This is a genomic window from Spiribacter sp. 2438 (assembly GCF_009676705.1).
Classification (GTDB): Bacteria; Pseudomonadota; Gammaproteobacteria; order Nitrococcales; family Nitrococcaceae; genus Spiribacter.
In genome coordinates this window covers 1,073,243-1,090,738 of record NZ_CP046046.1, presented here as the reverse complement: position 1 = coordinate 1,090,738, position 17,496 = coordinate 1,073,243, and the positions used below count along the sequence as shown (strand labels likewise).

Annotated in this window: 19 protein-coding genes; 13 read left to right on the top strand and 6 right to left on the bottom strand. The window is 61.8% G+C overall.

The window, feature by feature from the left end:
* Positions 1-11: 11 nt before the first annotated feature.
* On the top strand, positions 12-758 hold the full coding sequence (locus GJ672_RS05465; RefSeq protein ID WP_154296256.1) for an SDR family oxidoreductase: 747 nt from the start codon (positions 12-14) through the stop codon (positions 756-758).
* A 43-nt stretch (positions 759-801) separates the two neighbouring features.
* Here the strand turns inward: GJ672_RS05465 and GJ672_RS05460 are convergent, their stop codons facing one another.
* Together GJ672_RS05460 and GJ672_RS05455 are read right to left on the bottom strand one after the other, a co-directional pair.
* Entirely contained in the window at positions 802-2,202 is a 1,401-nt protein-coding gene (locus GJ672_RS05460; protein ID WP_154296255.1) for an FAD-dependent oxidoreductase, read from the bottom strand.
* Between the two features lie 5 nt (positions 2,203-2,207).
* The gene (locus tag GJ672_RS05455; RefSeq protein ID WP_154296254.1) at positions 2,208-3,305 is read right to left on the bottom strand and encodes an acyl-CoA dehydrogenase family protein; all 1,098 of its coding nucleotides are present in this window, start codon (positions 3,303-3,305) and stop codon (positions 2,208-2,210) included.
* Positions 3,306-3,490: 185 nt separating this feature from the next.
* On the opposite strand from GJ672_RS05455, the gene GJ672_RS05450 reads away from it, so the two are divergent.
* The 4 genes from GJ672_RS05450 to GJ672_RS05435 are packed head-to-tail and all read left to right on the top strand — an operon-like array spanning position 3,491 to position 6,974.
* Complete coding sequence (locus GJ672_RS05450) at positions 3,491-4,294, top strand: ABC transporter ATP-binding protein (protein WP_154296253.1); 804 nt, start codon at positions 3,491-3,493, stop codon at positions 4,292-4,294.
* A 41-nt stretch (positions 4,295-4,335) separates the two neighbouring features.
* Entirely contained in the window at positions 4,336-5,592 is a 1,257-nt protein-coding gene (locus GJ672_RS05445; RefSeq protein WP_154296252.1) for an ABC transporter substrate-binding protein, read from the top strand.
* Positions 5,589-6,395 (top strand): ABC transporter permease, encoded by an 807-nt coding sequence (locus tag GJ672_RS05440; protein WP_229381806.1) that lies wholly within the window; start codon positions 5,589-5,591, stop codon positions 6,393-6,395. Before GJ672_RS05445 ends, GJ672_RS05440 begins: the two co-directional genes overlap by 4 nt.
* Positions 6,396-6,425: 30 nt before the next feature.
* Complete coding sequence (locus GJ672_RS05435) at positions 6,426-6,974, top strand: OsmC family protein (protein ID WP_154296251.1); 549 nt, start codon at positions 6,426-6,428, stop codon at positions 6,972-6,974.
* A 49-nt stretch (positions 6,975-7,023) separates the two neighbouring features.
* Here GJ672_RS05435 and GJ672_RS05430 read toward each other — a convergent pair whose 3' ends face one another.
* On the bottom strand, positions 7,024-7,749 hold the full coding sequence (locus GJ672_RS05430) for an NRDE family protein (protein ID WP_154296250.1): 726 nt from the start codon (positions 7,747-7,749) through the stop codon (positions 7,024-7,026).
* Positions 7,737-8,294 (bottom strand): DinB family protein, encoded by a 558-nt coding sequence (locus tag GJ672_RS05425; protein WP_154296249.1) that lies wholly within the window; start codon positions 8,292-8,294, stop codon positions 7,737-7,739. Before GJ672_RS05425 ends, GJ672_RS05430 begins: the two co-directional genes overlap by 13 nt.
* Positions 8,295-8,654: 360 nt before the next feature.
* Here GJ672_RS05425 and GJ672_RS05420 point away from each other — a divergent pair, with 360 nt between their 5' ends.
* Complete coding sequence (locus tag GJ672_RS05420; protein ID WP_154296248.1) at positions 8,655-9,251, top strand: NADPH-dependent FMN reductase; 597 nt, start codon at positions 8,655-8,657, stop codon at positions 9,249-9,251.
* Between the two features lie 21 nt (positions 9,252-9,272).
* Here the strand turns inward: GJ672_RS05420 and GJ672_RS05415 are convergent, their stop codons facing one another.
* Positions 9,273-9,872 carry a cytochrome b gene (locus GJ672_RS05415; protein ID WP_370517607.1) on the bottom strand — a complete coding sequence of 200 codons (600 nt, stop codon included), beginning with the start codon at positions 9,870-9,872 and terminating at the stop codon, positions 9,273-9,275.
* A gap of 28 nt (positions 9,873-9,900) precedes the next feature.
* Here GJ672_RS05415 and GJ672_RS05410 point away from each other — a divergent pair, with 28 nt between their 5' ends.
* The 5 genes from GJ672_RS05410 to GJ672_RS05390 all read left to right on the top strand — a co-directional run bounded on the left by GJ672_RS05410 (position 9,901) and on the right by GJ672_RS05390 (position 14,792).
* A complete protein-coding gene (locus tag GJ672_RS05410) occupies positions 9,901-10,842 on the top strand; it encodes a ring-cleaving dioxygenase (protein WP_154296246.1) in 942 nt (313 codons plus the stop codon).
* A gap of 120 nt (positions 10,843-10,962) precedes the next feature.
* The gene (locus GJ672_RS05405; RefSeq protein WP_154296245.1) at positions 10,963-11,970 is read left to right on the top strand and encodes a TRAP transporter substrate-binding protein; all 1,008 of its coding nucleotides are present in this window, start codon (positions 10,963-10,965) and stop codon (positions 11,968-11,970) included.
* Positions 11,971-11,973: 3 nt separating this feature from the next.
* Positions 11,974-12,486, top strand: a complete 513-nt coding sequence (locus tag GJ672_RS05400) for a TRAP transporter small permease (protein ID WP_229381805.1) — start codon at positions 11,974-11,976, stop codon at positions 12,484-12,486.
* Entirely contained in the window at positions 12,483-13,736 is a 1,254-nt protein-coding gene (locus tag GJ672_RS05395; protein WP_154296244.1) for a TRAP transporter large permease, read from the top strand. The genes GJ672_RS05400 and GJ672_RS05395 overlap by 4 nt, the downstream gene beginning before the upstream one ends.
* 60 nt (positions 13,737-13,796) lie before the next feature.
* Positions 13,797-14,792 (top strand): YafY family protein, encoded by a 996-nt coding sequence (locus GJ672_RS05390; protein WP_154296243.1) that lies wholly within the window; start codon positions 13,797-13,799, stop codon positions 14,790-14,792.
* A 6-nt stretch (positions 14,793-14,798) separates the two neighbouring features.
* Here GJ672_RS05390 and GJ672_RS05385 read toward each other — a convergent pair whose 3' ends face one another.
* The gene (locus GJ672_RS05385; protein WP_229381804.1) at positions 14,799-15,656 is read right to left on the bottom strand and encodes a homocysteine S-methyltransferase family protein; all 858 of its coding nucleotides are present in this window, start codon (positions 15,654-15,656) and stop codon (positions 14,799-14,801) included.
* Positions 15,657-15,816: 160 nt separating this feature from the next.
* Between GJ672_RS05385 and GJ672_RS05380 the strand changes: the two genes are divergently transcribed.
* On the top strand, positions 15,817-16,797 hold the full coding sequence (locus GJ672_RS05380; protein ID WP_154296241.1) for a hypothetical protein: 981 nt from the start codon (positions 15,817-15,819) through the stop codon (positions 16,795-16,797).
* Positions 16,794-17,480, top strand: a complete 687-nt coding sequence (locus GJ672_RS05375) for a DUF3320 domain-containing protein (protein WP_154296240.1) — start codon at positions 16,794-16,796, stop codon at positions 17,478-17,480. Before GJ672_RS05380 ends, GJ672_RS05375 begins: the two co-directional genes overlap by 4 nt.
* The last annotated feature ends 16 nt before the right edge of the window (positions 17,481-17,496 follow it).

Genomic DNA, 17,496 nt, shown 5'->3' with positions numbered 1-17,496 from the left:
AGACAGGATTGATGAGACTCGCAGGCAAGGTTGCGATTGTGACAGGGGCAGCGTCGGGGTTCGGTGAGGGGATTGCTCGACGTTTTGCAGAAGAAGGGGCTCGAGTGGTGCTTGCCGACATCAATGATGCGGCCGGTGAGGCGGTTACCGACAGCATTCGCCATGGCGGGGGTGAGGCGATTTATATCCATGCGAATGTGGCCGAGGCAAACTCAGTCCATCATCTTGTGGACCGCACCATCGAGCATTTTGGCGATGTGGACATCATTGTTAACAATGCCGGGATCACTCACCGCAATGGTCCGATGATGGATGTGGACGAGGCGACCTTTGATCGTATCTACGCGGTGAACGTGAAGTCCCTCTTCTACGTCGCGAAGGCCGCGGTACCGGTCTTTCGCAAACGCGGTGGGGGATGCTTCGTGAACGTCGCTTCTACAGCGGGCGTACGACCCCGGCCCGGCCTGACTTGGTACAACGGCAGCAAAGGCGCGGCGGTCATTACCGGCAAATCCATGGCCGTTGAGTTGGCACCGGACAATATTCGGGTCAATACCATCAACCCCGTCATGGGTGAGACCGGGCTAATCGATGATTTTCTGGGCGACAACACCCGCGAGAAGATCGTCAGCGGTATCCCGATGGGCCGGCTCAGCCAGCCGCTGGATATTGCCAATGCGGCGCTATTCCTCGCGAGTGATGAAGCAAACTTCATCACCGGTGCATGTCTGGAGGTTGATGGCGGGCGGTGTGTTTAGTCAGGCGATGCCGGAGCGCTCTGCTGGATGCACCGGTGTTGGTTCATCCGTTGATATTCGCCGAGCGTGACGCGGGTTGACCCAGTTCTTTTTCCACGCGCTTGGTTTCTGCAACGGCTCGGCCGGTGAGGGCAAAGCCGGTGAGGCGGTCGCCAATGTAGTAGTTCCAACGGCCCTCGTGCGCGGCAACCCACTCCCCCTGAAGGGAAACCGGATAGACAGCGACGGGATGCAGCGATGTCTTGATGATGATGGTGTCCGGCGTCCCGTCGTACCCGGCCGTGCCGCCGGCAAGGGTTGCTCCAATGACACTCGCCTGACGGCGCAGAGCACGCACATAAGGGCGGATGACACCCCGGTGTTCCACGCAGTCCCCAAGGGCAAATATGTACCGGTCACTGGTGCGCATCTGGTCATCGACCACCAGTCCTTGGCGGGCTTCAAGCCCGGCCTGGCGGGCAAGATGGGTATTGGGCTCAAGGCCGAGTGCGGAGATGACTAGATCACCCTCCCAAGTCCCCCCGTTGGTCAGTATTGCCTTGAGCTTCCCATCCGAGCCCGAAGTAAGGGACTGAAGACTATCGCGGGTGTAGACGATAACGCCATTCTCGGTAAACCCACTCTCGAGTGAGTGGGCGGCCGCTGCCGGGAGCAGGGCAGAGAGGAGGTGCTCCCCGCGCTCCACGAGGGTGATTTGATGCCCGGCTACTGTAAGGTCATTGGCGAACTCACTGCCGATCAGCCCCCCACCGACAATTAAAATGGAGGATTTCCGGCCGTCGATTTCTGAACGAAGGGCTCGGTAATCTTCCAGTGAGTTGATGGTGCGAATCGGTTCATCACCATTACCAGCCAGTGACAGTCTGCGCTGCTCAGCACCCATGGCGATCACCAGGCGGTGGTAGGGCACGCCGCCACGCGCGGTAATGACACGCTGTCGGCTGCGGTCGATACGAAGTGCCCGGGTGTGCGACAGAAGCGCGACACCGTGCTTTGCGGCCTGTTCCGTCGCCTTTCGCAGGATGATTTCATCAGGGGATAACCCTTCCCCGGCGGCGCTGGAGAGCCGGGGTTTGGGGTAGTGATGACCGGCATCCGCCGTAATCAGTACCACGGCCCGGTGTGGATCTTCCCGGCGGATGGCTTCCGCCGCCGCCCAGCCCGCCATGCCCCCGCCAATGATGACCACCTGCGAAGGGTCTGTCGGTAGCGCCCGTGAGCGATGATTGGCGGCGGCGGGTGCCGGTGTTTTCGTCGCCTCCTCAAGGGGCACGAAATCCGCCTTGCTGACGCCGCAGTCAGGGCAGACCCAGTCATCCGGGATGTCCTCGTAGCGAGTGCCGGGTGGCAGGCCGCCATCCGGGTCGCCATCGGCCTCATCGTAGATATAGCCGCAGACGAGACAGATGTATTGCCTGAAGCCAGCTGCGTTATCGTCAGTCACTGAACTCAGGCTGCCTCGAGTCGCGCGAGCTCTTTGCGAATGTGTTTGATCGCCGGGGTGACGATGGCCACAAAGTATGACTCCCGGAGTTTTCGCTGGGCAGGGGCATCGGCCAGATACCCCCGGGCTCCCGCGTGAAGCATGGCGGCCTGTGAAGCTCTAAGGCTCAGGGCCGAGCCCTGCTCGCGCACTTGCAGAATGTCTCGGAAAAGTCTGTCACTGGCATTGCCCGGGACTTCATCGGCGAGGGCATGGACCGCCACCCGCAGGTCGTTAAGCTCCTCGCGCAGAGCCTCCGGCTGCTCGTCAAGATAACCGTTGACATGGGCATGGGTTTTCGCCATCGATTCCATGATTTCGATGCATCCCTCGATGACGCCGAGGGGCATGCCCATCTGCAGAAGGACAAATCCGGCCCGAATCCGTGGCAGAAACCCGCCGGCATCGTGACTGATCACCTGGTCCGTGGGGATGAAGACTTCGTCGAAGTGACAGGCGTAGGTGCCACTGCCTTCCAGCGCTACGAACTCCGCACACTGCTTGAGCTCGAAGCCCGGCGCCGCGCAGTCCACCAGGGCCATGACCCGATGCCCGCTGGACTCATTATTGAACACCGCGGCAAACACATGATCGGGCGCCAGATTCGAGACCCAGGGGAGCGTGCCGTTGGCGATGTAACCCCCATCAACCGGTCGGACGTGAATCTTGAGCGCCTCGATGGCGGCAACGTTTTTCATGCCGTTCGACAGCCCGGTTCCACCCAGCTGCTGACCGTTGCCCACGACGCCGAGCCATTTCTCGCGGGTTTCCGGCACCTCGGCGTTGTCGAGGTACCAGGTGAGGGCGTCGTGGCACCAGACGCAAAATCCGGTGGACATGCAGACCCTTGAGACCTCGCTCATGGCGTCGATCGCCCCGGCAAAGTCGTGGCCGCCCTCGGTGGTGTGGCGGTTGTAGATCCCATGTTCGCCAATGAGCCGCATGAATCCCTCGGGGTAATGCCCTGAGCGGTCGATGTCGACAACCATTGGTTCAAGTGAACCGGCCACTAGCGCTTCGAGGTCGCTGGTGGGTTGGATAATTTCCGCAGCTGAACTGGCCATGGATATCTCCGTAATTTGAGTTGATTGCCAGCAGGTTATTAGGCGAACTGATGGTTGGGAAATACCCATTATGAATATCTATATTTCGAATCCGTCTGCTTATATCGATATAAAAAAACGTTCCTTCAAATGATCTGATTTCGATCTTAAGGTCGCTGCCTTATCCGCATTAACGGGGAAAAAAGATGCCGATCGGCATTCGTATCGAGCAGATCAATCACTGGTACAACCGCAATGATCCGCCGGTCCTGCGGGACATCTCCGTGACCGTTGAGGCCGGCCAAAGCCTCGCGCTGGTCGGTGAGAGCGGGTGCGGCAAATCCACATTGCTCAACATGATCGCTGGCATGATCCGTCCGACCTCTGGGTCGATTCATGTTGGTGAAGATGAGGTAGACAAGCCGCGCCCGGAATGGAACATCATGTTTCAACAGGCGGCTCTGTATCCCTGGTTGACTGTGGTGGACAACGTTGCGCTCGGCCTCGAATTTGCCGGGCTCGGGAGGGTGAGGCGCGAAAAGGCCATGGATATGCTTGAGCGCGTCGGCCTGGCGGACAGGGCGGGGAGTCACCCGCGAGATCTGTCAGGCGGGCAACAGCAGCGCGTGGCCCTGGCCCGGTCTCTGGTGATGTCACCGGCCATCATCCTGCTCGACGAGCCATTCTCGGCACTGGACACCTTCACCCGCACCGATCTGCAGGACGAAGTGCTGAGCATCGTTGCCGAGCGGGGTATCAGCCTGGTCCAGGTCACCCATGATCTGGACGAGGCCATCATCATGGGTGATCGCATTGCGGTCATGGAGCGAGGTCCCGGCCGGATACACGCGCTGGTGGACAACGAGATGGCTCATCCCCGTCGACCCGGGATGCCGGGATTTGCCGAAATGCGCGATGAGCTGCTGGCTGCCTTCGGCCGGGCCCGGCGCAACCCCGTCAGATCGCCGCGGCGCGAGCAGGAACGACCCTCCGTAGCGGTGGGGCTCTAGTCATTCCACCGCTTTCTTATTCAACCATTAAAGGACGACTCATGAGCACTAGACGGAACTCGGAGTGCCAGCGGCACCATTCCCGCTGCGGTTGCGACGAAATCCTCTCAGCGGACTACCGGATCCAGACAGACCGTCGCCGGTTCCTGCTGGATGGCCTGGCCGCCGTCGGTGGCCTTGCGGCGGGGTTGACGCTTCCCATGGGGTTGGCTGGGGCACAGGACGGGGAGGAGCCGGTGCTGCGCATCGGATATCTGCCGATCACGGATGCCACCTCGCTGCTCACCGCGCATGCGCTGGGGTATTTCGAGGATGAAGGTGTCAAGACCGAAGCACCCGAATTGATCCGGAGCTGGTCCAGCCTCGTCGAGGGCTTTGTTCGTGGGCGATTCAGTTTGGTGCACCTGCTCAAGCCGGTCCCGATCTGGATGCGGTACAACAATGATTTCCCGGTCAAGGTTATGGCATGGGCCCATATCAATGGTTCCGGTCTGGTGGTGGGTGGAAATTCCGGAATTGAGTCGTTTGCTGATCTGGGTGGCAAGCAGATTGCGGTGCCTTACTGGTACTCCATCCACAACACACTGCTGCAGATGGGGCTGCGCAATGTGGGACTGCGCCCGGTGATTCGACGTCAGGAAGACGCGCTTGCCGACGATGAGGTCAATCTTTTCATCCTCCCACCTCCGGAAATGCCTGCCAGTCTGGGGGCGGGGCAGATCGATGGATACATCGTGGCCGAGCCTTTCAATGCGGCTGGGGAACTACTCGCTGGCGGCCGGCTGCTGCGATTCACCGGCGACATGTGGGAGAACCACCCCTGCTGCGTGGTCTGCATGAACGAAAACCAGGTGAATGCGAATCCGGAGTGGACGCAGCGAGTCATCAACGCGGTGGTTCGGGGCGCTGAGTACGCGCAACAAAACAAGGGCGAGGTGGCAGAACTGCTGTCCCGGGACGGTCAGGGGTACTTACCCATGCCGGCGGACGTGGTGCGCCGGGCCATGACCCATTACGACCAGGCGGAATATCGGGACAGCGGAGCATTAAGTCATCCGGACTGGCGGGTGGGGCGGATTGATTTTTCCCCGTATCCCTACCCCTCGGCCACCAAGCGGTTGGTGACCGAAATGAATCAGACGCTGGTTGAGGGAGACACCACGTTCCTGCAGGGCCTGGACCCCGAGTTCGTTGCCGATGATCTGGTGGACTACCGGTTTGTGGAGGAAGCGCTGCGCCAGAACCCAGGGGCGAATTATCTCAATGAACTGACGCGTGAGGAGCGCATTCAGCTGTGAGCACGCCGATTACGGGAGCGGTTGGCTCATCGCGCTGGGCTCATGGTCTGCTCGATCGGGTGGCCTATCCGGTTGCCGGTGCACTGTGTCTTCTGTTGCTTTGGTGGGCCGGGGGGCAGTACATCAAAGCGCAACCTGAGCTGTTTGCGTTCACGCGCTTCGCCCCGGAGGCGGCACTGCCGGCGGCCTGGCAAGTTTTGGTGAGTGGAGATCTCGGTGAAGCCGCCGGTGCGAGTCTCTACCGCATCGGCTTTGGAATGCTGCTGGCGATACTGGTTGCCGTGCCGGTGGGGATAGTTGTGGGGTCGTCCGAGCTGCTCCGGCGTGTCACCGGTTTCCCATTCCAATTGCTGCGGATGGTGAGTCCGCTGGCATGGATGCCCATCGCGGTCATGGTTTTTGCCACCTGGGACGGTGCCATCGTGTTTCTGATTTTCATGGCGGCGGTGTGGCCGATTCTTTTTTCAACCGTATTTGCCGTGCAGCGCATTGATCCATTGCATCTCAAAGTCGCCCGCAATCTGGGTGCGCCTCTGTGGGGCCGGCTGTGGCGCCTGACTCTGCCCTCCATTGCCCCGGATGTGCTGGCGGGCATTCGACTGGCGCTCGGCGTCGCCTGGGTGGTTCTGGTACCCGCGGAATACCTGGGCGTAACCAGCGGGCTGGGTTACGCCATCAATGATGCCCGAGACATTCTTGCTTATGACCAATTGGCGGCACTGGTGCTGTGGATCGGCGTGATCGGCTATGTCCTGGATGGCCTGGTGACAGCACTAATTCGCAAGGTTAATTGGCAAAACTGACAGATTTGATACATCACGGAGAACGCGATTATGAGTAAAACGGTAGAACGGACTGTCACAAAGCATCTTCGCCCGATTGATCGGGACGGATTGCTCAGCTTTGCGGAGAAAGGCCGTAACAACCCGCAGACGCAGGGCACCAACAAAGTGCACACGGTGGTGGAGGGTCAGTACCGCACCATCAGTCATGTGCGTGGTCATGAGGTCGTTGTGGATGAGCCGCTGCATTTATTCGGTCAGGACACGGCGCCAGCACCGGCCGAGGTGGTGCTTTCGGCGCTAGGGGGATGCCTGGCAGTCGGAATCATCGCCGTCGCCACCTGGAAGGAAGTGCCGCTGCGCAAGCTCGAGCTACATCTGGAAGGCGACATTGGTAACCCCGCAGCGTGGGGAGCGGGGGGGCATGAGCCTTCACCAGAGGAAATGGGTATTCAGGCTGTGCGCGTGAAAGTCGATATCGAGGGCGATGCTTCGCGGGAAGTGCTGGATGAGATCGTTCAACGGGCCAATTACTACTCGCCGGTGGGCAACACCGTGCGGAACCCGATTGACTTTGAAATTGGTTTGCTCGAAGGGTGATAGCCCGATAGGCCAACCCCAGTGGGGCTGACCTCCTGCCGATTGGACGTCAGCCTGGCCGATCGCCTGGCCACGGGGCCGCCGCCGGATGACCCGGATAATAGTTCAGCGCGATGCCGTCCGGCCCAACCCGGACGTGGCTCAGGCTGACGGTCATTGCATCCTCTCGGTACATCGCTACGCCGGCCTCGGGCGCTTCAGGGTTCATCGATCGATGCCAGCGGAATAGCTGCTCGAGGGAAGGGGCCGACGCGTCCGGTTCATCGTCGGTCAGTTCGCGAAACGACTGCTGCCGATACGCGCGCACTGCCTCGGCATCCACTGCCGTGGTGGTCAGCGGTGGCCCCGACACGGCCTCTTCCTGCAGGCATCGGCCGTCCCAGCACCACAGCCCCGGCGCTGCGCCCGGTGCGAGGACAAAGAGCAGAAACGGTCGATACCGGGCCACCTCGAGCGAGTCCAGATCGCGGCGCACCATGCCGATATCAACGGCATCAGCAAGGGTGGTAATGATCCGGCCCCGACTGAGGTAATCGGTGGCTGAGCCGGCGGTCTGGGTGTCGGCGCTGTAGTGATTCAGCAGGCACAGCGACACGCCATGTTCATTGACACTGATCCAGCTGCCACCGCCGTCCGGATCCCGCGGCGCCAGATAGTCGCCACGCTCGCCCGCACGGATTGCGGGGGGGTCCGCCTCGCTGCGGTCGCGGCGTTCGTCGCGATTACACAGCAGATCGTAACCATTGGCGTGACGGATCCAGCTCAGCGTGCACATGAGCCCTCCGGCGGCGCAGTCGATGCCCGGTACTGCAGGGTGGCTGGCGCAACACCAAAATCCGTGGGCACGGACATCCCCCGCTGGCGTGCCAACACGGCGATCAGTGCCAGGTGGTGGACGGTGTGGCTCTGCAGGAACATGAGCTCACGCCCCAGGGTCGAGGTGACCACGGTCGGCCGCTCGCTGCCGTCGGTAGCACAACTGCAGGCGACGGTCAGGGTCTGCTCCGAGGCCATGTCAGCAAGGTCATGCAACTGCGCACGCACTGCCTGAAGACTTGCGATTGCGGTCTGCGGGCACTGTTCAACCGCGAGATCCCGGGTCCGCCGATCGTAATTGATCGGCAGATCCGCCTCGCGCAGCAGGGTCTCGTAGTGTTCAAGGACGTGGCGGACGTGGGTACCAATGGCGGCATCGGCCCCGTTGGCCGCGCGATAGTCCCCCGTGTTGATGCGCTCCAGAAACCGCATAAGTTGATCCAGGTAGACATCATTGTCGCCCTGCAGGGCAGTGACGGGGTCGCTACCAAATCCCTTGGCCATTTAAACGGCGTGGCTGAAGGGCGCAACCGGATCCGGGGCGCCGGTGATGATTCGAAAGGCCAGTTCGTTCATGGAGGACTCCTGAGTGACGGATGACACGATAAATCGGCAGTCCGATGCGGCTTAGACTGTGCCTCCATTCAATCATTGGCCAGCCACCATGCGCGAATCCATCGTCATTCTGACCGGTGCCGGCGTGTCTGCAGAGAGCGGGCCAGCGAGGCCGTACCCGCCTGGGTGGAGGAGGTGCTCGGGTAAAACCCCGATCGGGTTTGACAGCAGCGTCGCCGCCAACGACCCTGCGGTCCACTCGCAACATCCCTCGAAAATTTCATTCAATCGACGCGGAGCGCATTGATCATGACGGACACGCCATCGCTGGTCTTTTTCGCGGGCAGCGCCCGTGAGGATTCGGTTAACAAGAAAATTGCCCGTGTCGCCGCGGCGACCGCCGCCGCCGCGGACGCCAGGGCCACCCTGATTGATTTGCGGGATTACCCCATGCCGCTCTATGACGGGGACCTGGAGGAGCGCGAAGGGCTACCCGAGGCCGCCGTGGAACTCAAGGCGCTGCTTCGCGACAGCGATGGGTTCTTCATTGCCTCACCGGAGTACAACAGCTCTCTGCCACCGCTTTTGAAGAACACCATTGACTGGGTGTCCCGGCGGGAGACGGCGGATGAGCCGCCCCTGGCCGCGTACAAGGGCAAAGTCGCGGCGATCGCCGCCGGCTCCCCCGGCGGATTGGGCGGGATGCGCGTGCTGGTGGCGCTGCGCATGCTGCTTGGCAACATCGGTGTGCACGTGGTGCCTCAGCAGCTCGCCATCGCCGGCGCGCCCGGCGTATTCGATGACAACGGCCATCTCACCGATGCCAACCACACGCGGGCTCTGGAAGGCGTGGTGGGGCAGCTGGTCAACACGGCCAGCGCGCTCAAGCATGAGAGTGGGAGTTAGCTGACCCGACTCCCGGCCGGCTCAATCACCCTGTCCTGGCCGCGGTGAAGGCAGCAGGCTCATGCGCGTCATGACTCCGTCCTTGCGGATGAACCAGTGGTAAAGCGCGCCGGCGATGTGCACCGAGACCAGGCCGAGCAACGTCCAACCGACGATGGCATGCCATTGGAAGAAAACGGCCGACAGGGCGTCGTTTTCGGCCATGAGTGGCGGTAGCACCCAATGGAAGAAGTTGATCGGATACCCGCCGGTGGCGTTCGCCGCCCAGCCCAGCGCCGGCATGGCGATCAGGGCGACATACATCAGCCCATGGACTGATTCACTGGCGATTTTCTGCAACCGGTTTTCCAGGGGAATGGCGTAGCGGGGCTTGCCGTATCGCAGTCGGGCCATAATTCGAACCGCCATGAACCCGAGCACCAGCACGCCCCCGGTTTTGTGCGTGATGTAGAGCGTATTCGTAGCCTCGAAACCAAACGCATCCACCGCGCCCTGAAACCCCAGGATGCCCAGCACGATCCCGACGGCAATCAGGGGCAGAACCAGCAGCGCGATACCCCAGTGAAGTAGTCGCTGTATCAGGCGATAGCGTGGCCAGTCGCTCATTGCGTCCTCCGGTATTGGGTTGACAGTTTGCTAAGCTGACCCGATGAGCCCAGTCACCGGCCTCCACCACATCACAGCCGTCGCCGCGAATCCACAGCTCAACCTGGATTTCTATGCCGGGGTGCTCGGTCTGCGGCTGGTTAAAAAGACCGTCAATCAGGATGACCCGTTCACCTATCACCTTTACTACGGGGATGCCCTGGGCCGGCCCGGCACCGCGATGACGTTTTTCCCTTTTCCCGGTGTGCCCGCCGGACAGCCCGGGCGTGGCCAGCCCCTGGAGACTCATTTTGCGGTGCCGGTTGGTTCGCTGGATGGCTGGCGAGCACGATTGGCCTCGGCTGGCGTCGACGTGCAGCAGGCATCGGCAGCGACCGGCGCGCCATTGTTGCGGTTTCGCGACCCCGATGGCCTGCCGCTGGCGCTGATGGGCCAATCAGAAGCGGGGGTGGGGCGCTCCGCCGATACCTGGCAAGCGCCGGGCATTGAGCCGGGCATGGTTATTCGGGGCTTTGCCGGGATGACGTTATCCAGTTACCGCCCGGACGCGACCACCCGGGTGTTGACGGAGCTGCTCGGCTACACGGAGGCGCAGGCCGATGGCGGGTGTCGGCGCTTTAACAGCCCGGACGGTGGGGCCGACGATTATCTGGAGCTATTGCGTGATGTCGCGCCGGGGCAGCCGGGGTACGGCACGGTCCACCACGTCGCCTTTCGCGTGCCGGATCGTCCGGCGCTGCTGGCGATGCTCGAGCGGGTGCAGGCGTGGCGCATGCCATGCTCCGGCGAGGTCGACCGGTTCTATTTTCGTTCCGTTTATTTTCGGGAGCCCGGCGGCATGCTATTTGAAATCGCTACTGACGATCCGGGCTTTACGGTGGATGAGCCGGCGCAATCCCTGGGTGAAGCGCTTATGCTTATCGACGCGCATGAGGGGATGCGAGAGACCATCGAGGCACAGTTGCCGCGACTGACACACCCTTGAGGGGCTGCCACAGCTCAACGGCGCGCAGGTGGCAATAGATACCCACCTGGGGCGATTGACGTGGGTCGGAACGCGGAAGAAACTCCAATCGGTCATTTCATTCACACGGAGAGTCTGCAAATGAAGAAAAACCACAAAATTATAGCCGCCCTGGTTATTGGGGCTGTTGCATTGCCGTTTCTGACCGCTTGTGACGATCAGGACGGGATGAGCGATCTCGACCCGATTGAGCTGCGCCTGGCTCATGTTGTCAACGAGGAGGACAGCTTCCACATTGCGGCCGTTCGGTTTCAGGAGCTGGTGGAAGAGCGCACCGATGGGACCGTGTCGGTGGAGCTTTTTCCCAATGCTCAGCTCGGAGATGAGCGAACCCTGCTTGAGGGCATGCAGATTGGCACCGTGGACATGGGCGTAATCACCAATGGACCGGTGGCCAATTTTGTTGAGGAGATGGCGGTGTTCGAGTTGCCGTTTCTCTTCCCCAATCGCGAGGCCGCTTATGAGGTGCTTGATGGCGCCGTGGGCCAGGATCTGCTGGACGAGCTAGAGCGAGTGGATCTCAAGGGCCTGGCCTATGCAGAGCGAGGGTTTCGGAATCTCACCAACAGCCGGGGCCCGGTGGCGGAGCCTGCGGATCTGGACGGTCTGAGGCTGCGTGTCATGGAAAACCCGGTCTACGTGGACACATTCCGGGAACTGGGGGCCAATGCGGTCCCGATGGCCTGGACCGAGGCGCTGAGTGCCATGCAGCAGGGCACCATTGATGGCCAGGAAAACCCGGTTAATGTGATCCATTCCTTCGAGCTCAACGAAACCCAGAGCCACATGACGCTGAGCCGCCACACCTATGCACCGGCGATCTTTGTGATGGGTCTGTCAAAGTGGCAGGAGCTGCCATCAGAGGTTCAGGTCATCGTGCAGGAAGCCGCTCAGGCGGCGTCCGCTCACGCCCGTGAGCAGAATGCCGAGATGGAAGCCGACCAACTGGCAGACCTCGAAGACTCGGGCATGGCTGTCGTGCATGATCCGGATCTGGAGGCATTTCAGGCCGCTGTTGCACCGGTTTATGAGAAATACAGTGACCGCTTCGGCGAGTATCTCGAGCGGATCCAGGAACAGCTGGAGTAAACCTTGCTGAACGCCCTTCACGTCCTGCGCGCCGTGGAGGGCGTTATCGATGCGGTGCTGCAACGCCTTGCGTTTGCAGGCCTGGTTGCGCTGATTGCGGTCATGTCGCTGCAGATCGTCTCGCGGGTGCTGTTCTCTGCTACCAGCTGGACTGAAGAAACAGCTCGTTACCTGCTGATTTGGCTAACCTTTTTAGGTGCCTGCCTGGCATATTCGCGCGGTCGCCATATTGCTGTCACTCTGCTCAGTGACGCACTACCCAACCCGATCCAGCGACTGGTCCAGGCGTTGATTGCCGTGGTGACCATGATCTTCATGGCCTTGCTGGTGTGGGTCGGGTTCGAGTACATGGCACTGCAGTCCGCTCAGCGTTCGCCGGCTCTGCAGCTCCCCATGACGGCGATCTACAGTGTCATGCCAATCAGCGGCATGATCATGGCTTATATGGCCGTGGTCGATCTGCTGGAGGCCTGGCTCGGACAAAGCCCCGTTACACCGCGCGAGAGCGCCCCTTGATTCTGATTCTGCTTGCGGTGTTTCTGGCACTGCTGGTCCTGGGCTCACCCATTGCCATTGCCATCGGCGCGAGCACCGCCACGGCGCTATGGGCGGGTGGGATCTCCCTGATGGTATTGCCGCAGCGTCTGTTCGCCGGAATCGATTCCTTTGCCCTGCTTGCAGTGCCGTTGTTCATTCTGGCCGGCGACCTGATGGCGGGCGGTCGAATCAGTGAAAAACTGGTGGCCTTTGCCGACGCACTGCTGGGTTTCCTGAAAGGCGGCCTGTCAGTGGTTTCGGTGCTGGCCGGGATGTTTTTTGCTGCCATTTCCGGCTCGGGAGCCGCGACCACCGCGGCGATTGGCTCGGCGCTGGTCCCGGAGTTGCGTCGGAGAGGGTATGACCCGGCATCCGCTGCCAGCCTGATTGCAGCGAGCGGCACTATCGGCGTGGTGATTCCGCCGTCGGTGCCGCTCATCATTTATGCGGTGATTGCCCAGGAATCGGTCAGGCAGCTCTTCCTGAGCGGTTTTCTGCCGGGGCTTTTCATGGGGCTGGGGTTGATGGTGATCGCCATCGGTCAGGCCTATCACCGCAATTACCCGCGGGGCGCCGTTTTTAGCCTGGGCAACGTGTTGCGGACCCTTCGGGATGCCTTTTGGGGGCTGTTGACGCCGCTGATCATTCTCGGCGGCATTTTTTCTGGAATTTTTACGCCCAGTGAAGCGGCGGTGGTCGCAGTGAACTACGCGCTTTTCGTGTCTTTATGTGTCTACCGCGATCTCACCCTGGCAGCGATTTATCGAATCATGGTTCGATCGGTGATCACCACGGCGGTCATCATGTTTGTCATTGCCACATCGGCGGTGCTCAGCTGGGCGCTGGCCAACTGGAGTATCCCTTCAGCGATCGCAGAATCCGTCCTGTCCCTGTCAACCAATCCCTACCTGATCATGCTGCTGGTTGTGATGGTGATCCTGTTCATCGGGATTTTTGTCGAAACCGCCAGCGCGCTGATTATTCTGACGCCGGTGCTGCTGCCCCTGGTGACTCAGGTGGGTATCGATCCCGTTCACTTCGGGATCATTATTGTCGTGGGTCTGGCGATTGGCATGATCACTCCGCCCGTTGCCATTAACCTGTATGTGGCTTCTTCGGTCACGGAGCAACCGCTGGGGCGCATTGCCGCAGCGGTTGTGCCCTACCTGCTCTGCCTGATTCTGGTGTTGCTCGGTGTGGTCTATCTGCCCATGCTATTTCTGGCATGAGAAAGAACCGCGAGCGGTCCACGGTGACGCCCATCCAGGGATACGGATAGGAGAAAAGCAATGACCGACACGCTACTGCGCCACTGGGTCATGTTGCGAAGGATCCCGCGGCACCCGCGCAAAGTGACCGTCCGGGAGCTGCTGGATTATTTGAGGGACCAGGGCTACACCACCACCGAGCGGACCATCCAGCGGGATCTCAACCGGCTTTCCGGCCAGATCTTTGGGCTGATGCAGGATGACCGGTCCCGGCCCCATGGCTGGTGCTGGGGCCGGGATGCCGTGCAGATGGATATCCCGGGGATGGAGCCGCAGACGGCCCTGGCCTTCAAGCTCGCGGAACACTTCTCCGGCCGTCTGATGGCGCCATCCACCCGCAGCAGCCTTGAGCCTTACTTTCGGCAGGCCGAGCAGGTGCTGGCCGAGACCCCCAGTCCGGTGAGCGCCTGGCCGGAGAAGATTCAATCCACCACCCGGGGCCAGAGTCTGATTCCGCCGGCGGTGGACGCCGGGATCCTGCACGTGGTCTATGACGGGCTGTTTAACGATCGCCAGTTCCGGGCCCGCTATCAGCGCCGCTACGACGGTGAAGTCCGCGATTACGTGATCAGTCCGCTGGGCATCGTCTTTCGCGACGGGGTGGTGTACCTGGTCTGTCAGCGCAATGGTCAGGACGAGGTGGTGCATCTGGCCATGCATCGGTTCCTGGAGGCCGAGGGCCTGGATGAGCCGGTCCATCGGCCCGCGGATTTTGATCTGTCTGACTACGTCCACCGTGGCGGACTGAACTTCAAGCTCAGCGAGGAGCCACTGGCCATCACCCTGCGCGTCACCGCCGAGACGGCAGTGCACCTTGAGGAGACACCCCTCAGCGAGGATCAACGGATGACCGCCGAGGTCGACGCTCGCCGGCAGCTCACCGCCACGGTCCCGGATACCGCCCAGCTGCGCTGGTGGCTGATGGGACTCGGCGATCAGGCGGAAGTTATTGCCCCGGACGCCTTGCGTGATGAGCTGATTGGGCGTATCCGCCGGGCGCTGGCGCAGTACCAGTGAGGCGTGTCAATCCGGCGTGGCCTGCCTGAACCGCTGATCCAGGGTGGCAATGTGCGCCGGGCCTATCTCGCAGCAGCCGCCCACGAGGGTCGCGCCGTGGTCGATCCAGCGTGCCACATAATCCGCATAGCGCGCCGGTGTCAGGTTTTCTCGCGCTTTGAGGCTATCCACCGTGCCGCCGGGCACAAGCTCCCCGGCCGCCTCGAAGCCATTGGCGTAGCCACCGAATGGAACGTTCATTTCAGCAAGGATCGGCATGGCGGTGGTGATTGCTTCGGGTGCCGAGCAATTGATCAGTACTGCATCGGCCCCGGCGTCAATGACTGCGTGAGCGGCCGCCCGCAGGGACTCACCCGAGCGCAACCGCGCGCCGTTATGATCATCCACCGTCAAGGCAATCCAGACGGGCAGTCCGCTCTGCTTTCCGGCCACGGTTGCGGCAACCGCCTCGCGGGTCAGGCTCATGGTCTCGGCCATCAGCAGGTCGACGCCGGCGGCCTGGGCCTCCACCAGGCGGGCATAATCGCGCCGGCAGGTGGCGTCGTCCGGGATCACTTCCGGATGGTAGCTCGCCACCAGGGGCGGCAGGCAGCCGGCAATACGAACGCTTCGCGGACTTCCGGCGCGGGATTCATGGGCCGCCTTCAGGGCCGCGTCATGCAATGCCTCGAACCACTGCGGATCGCCGTCCCGGGCCAGGCGCTGCGGCGTGACCACATAGTTGCTGGTGGTGATGATGTCGGCGCCGGCCGCGATGAAGTCGCGATGCGCCGCCACCACCAGGTCAGGTTCATCCATCAGGACCTGCGCCGACCACAGTGGCGAGGCCGGCTGCCGGCTGCGCTGGCGTAATTCCTGGCCCATGCCACCGTCCAGTAATGTCATCGTTTTGCTGACCAATGTCGGTGCTCCGGGTTGATGGGGGTCGTGCTTCGACTCATCGTCCGTGCGAAAGTTTGCCTCAGGGTGCAGGGAATTCTGCCCTTCGACTTGCGCTGTCGCACCAAACTGCTGGAATGCCCCCATGGGACTTTTCAACATCGGCAACAAGGATCCGGACGGGCGCCAAAAGCGCATCGAGCATCGGGGGCGTTATCTGCGTGCCAGCCGCACCGGTTTGGTTGCCCTGCGGGCCCACGTCAAGGCCGCCGGGGTCAATGTCACGGGCAACACGCGCCGCGGAGTTCGGGTCTCCACCCGGCTGGCCAAAAACACCCAGGTGGCCATGCAGAACGGGCGATTCGTTCTGCGCGGGCGCTACGGCTCGGATACCGCGCGGTTCAACCTCTCCAAAACCGGGGTAACCGTTTCGAGCCGCATGGGACTGGGGTCGGTGAACTGGCTGCGCCCGGGTCGGTCATCCGCCAAATTCGCCGGTGTGCAGCTGCGCGGACAGAAAGCGGCGGTGATCAATCTGGTTTACGTGGCGGCGACTAGCATTGTCTGGGCTCTGGGTCTGCTGGGCCGGGGGCTGGCCGGGATCCTCCAGTTCTCCGTCGGTCAATGGCAACGTGCCCGCCAGGCGCGGGAGGGCATTCAGCTGTCCATTGATGATGTGGCGCCGGTGGGCGAACGGGTGCTGGCAGAGTATGACGTTGCAACGGAGCGTGAGCCGGTTCGCGACCTGTTTGCCGCGCTGGTCTATCTGGTTGCGGTGATGGGTCGGGGTGATCACCGCGTCGATAAAGCCCGGGTGCTGGCGGATGCGCCGAAGCAACCACTGGCGGCCACACTGGTGGAGGATATGCAGGTGGCGGGGAGGTCGCTGACCCGATGGCTGGGGGAGCCATCCGATGAGCAGTCCCCGGCCGTGTTGCTGGGGGTATTGCACCATATGGCCCGGGGGCTCGCCGAACGGGTAGACGGGGCCACCCGCGCCGAATTGTTATTCGCGCTGGATGATGCCTGTCTGGCCCTGGGGCCGCGATCGATCCTGCAGGACGCCATGCTGGATATCCTGGTGGAGTCTCTGGGAGTTGAGCTGACGCTAACGGGGGAGCGATGAGCGACGAAACACCGGGCAGCTTTTTGCCATCAGTGGTGCTGCATGAGCAACTGATGCGCACACCGGACCCCGCCGCGGATGCCGATGCGCTGCACCCGGGGCGGTTCGACCCACCCCGCGAATGGACACCGGATCTCCTGCCGCAAACGGACTATGAGACAGCCCTGCCAGCCGATCTGGAGATCGGGGAATTCAGTGATTTCCACGATATTCCGGATCATTCACTTGACCAGGCGATCCAGCGGATCGTGGCGGTGGAGGGGCCCGTGCATTTCGATGTCCTGGCGGATCGCCTGCTGGAGGCGGCCGGGCTGGGGCGGCTGGGAGGCCGCATTCGGGCGCGCATCGAGTCCCGGCTTGAGACGCTGACCGGGCCTGCCCCGGCAGGGGCTGGAGCACTGGAACGTCAGTGCGCGTTCATCGGTCAACCCACACAGTTTCTGAAGCCCCGGTATCGGGACTGGCGGACATCACCGGAGAAAACCCGGCAACTGGACCATGTGAGCGACCCGGAGTTGATGCTGGCGGTGTTGCGCGCTGCCCTCGATGACGGGACCGAGGATCGAGAGCGTGCGATGAACGACGGCCTGCATGCCATCGGGTTCATTCGGCTGACCGAAAAGGCCCGGATGCGACTGCAAAAACCGCTGGAGCAGCTGAAGGCGCAGGGCTGGCTGAACTGAATCCGTCGGGTCATTC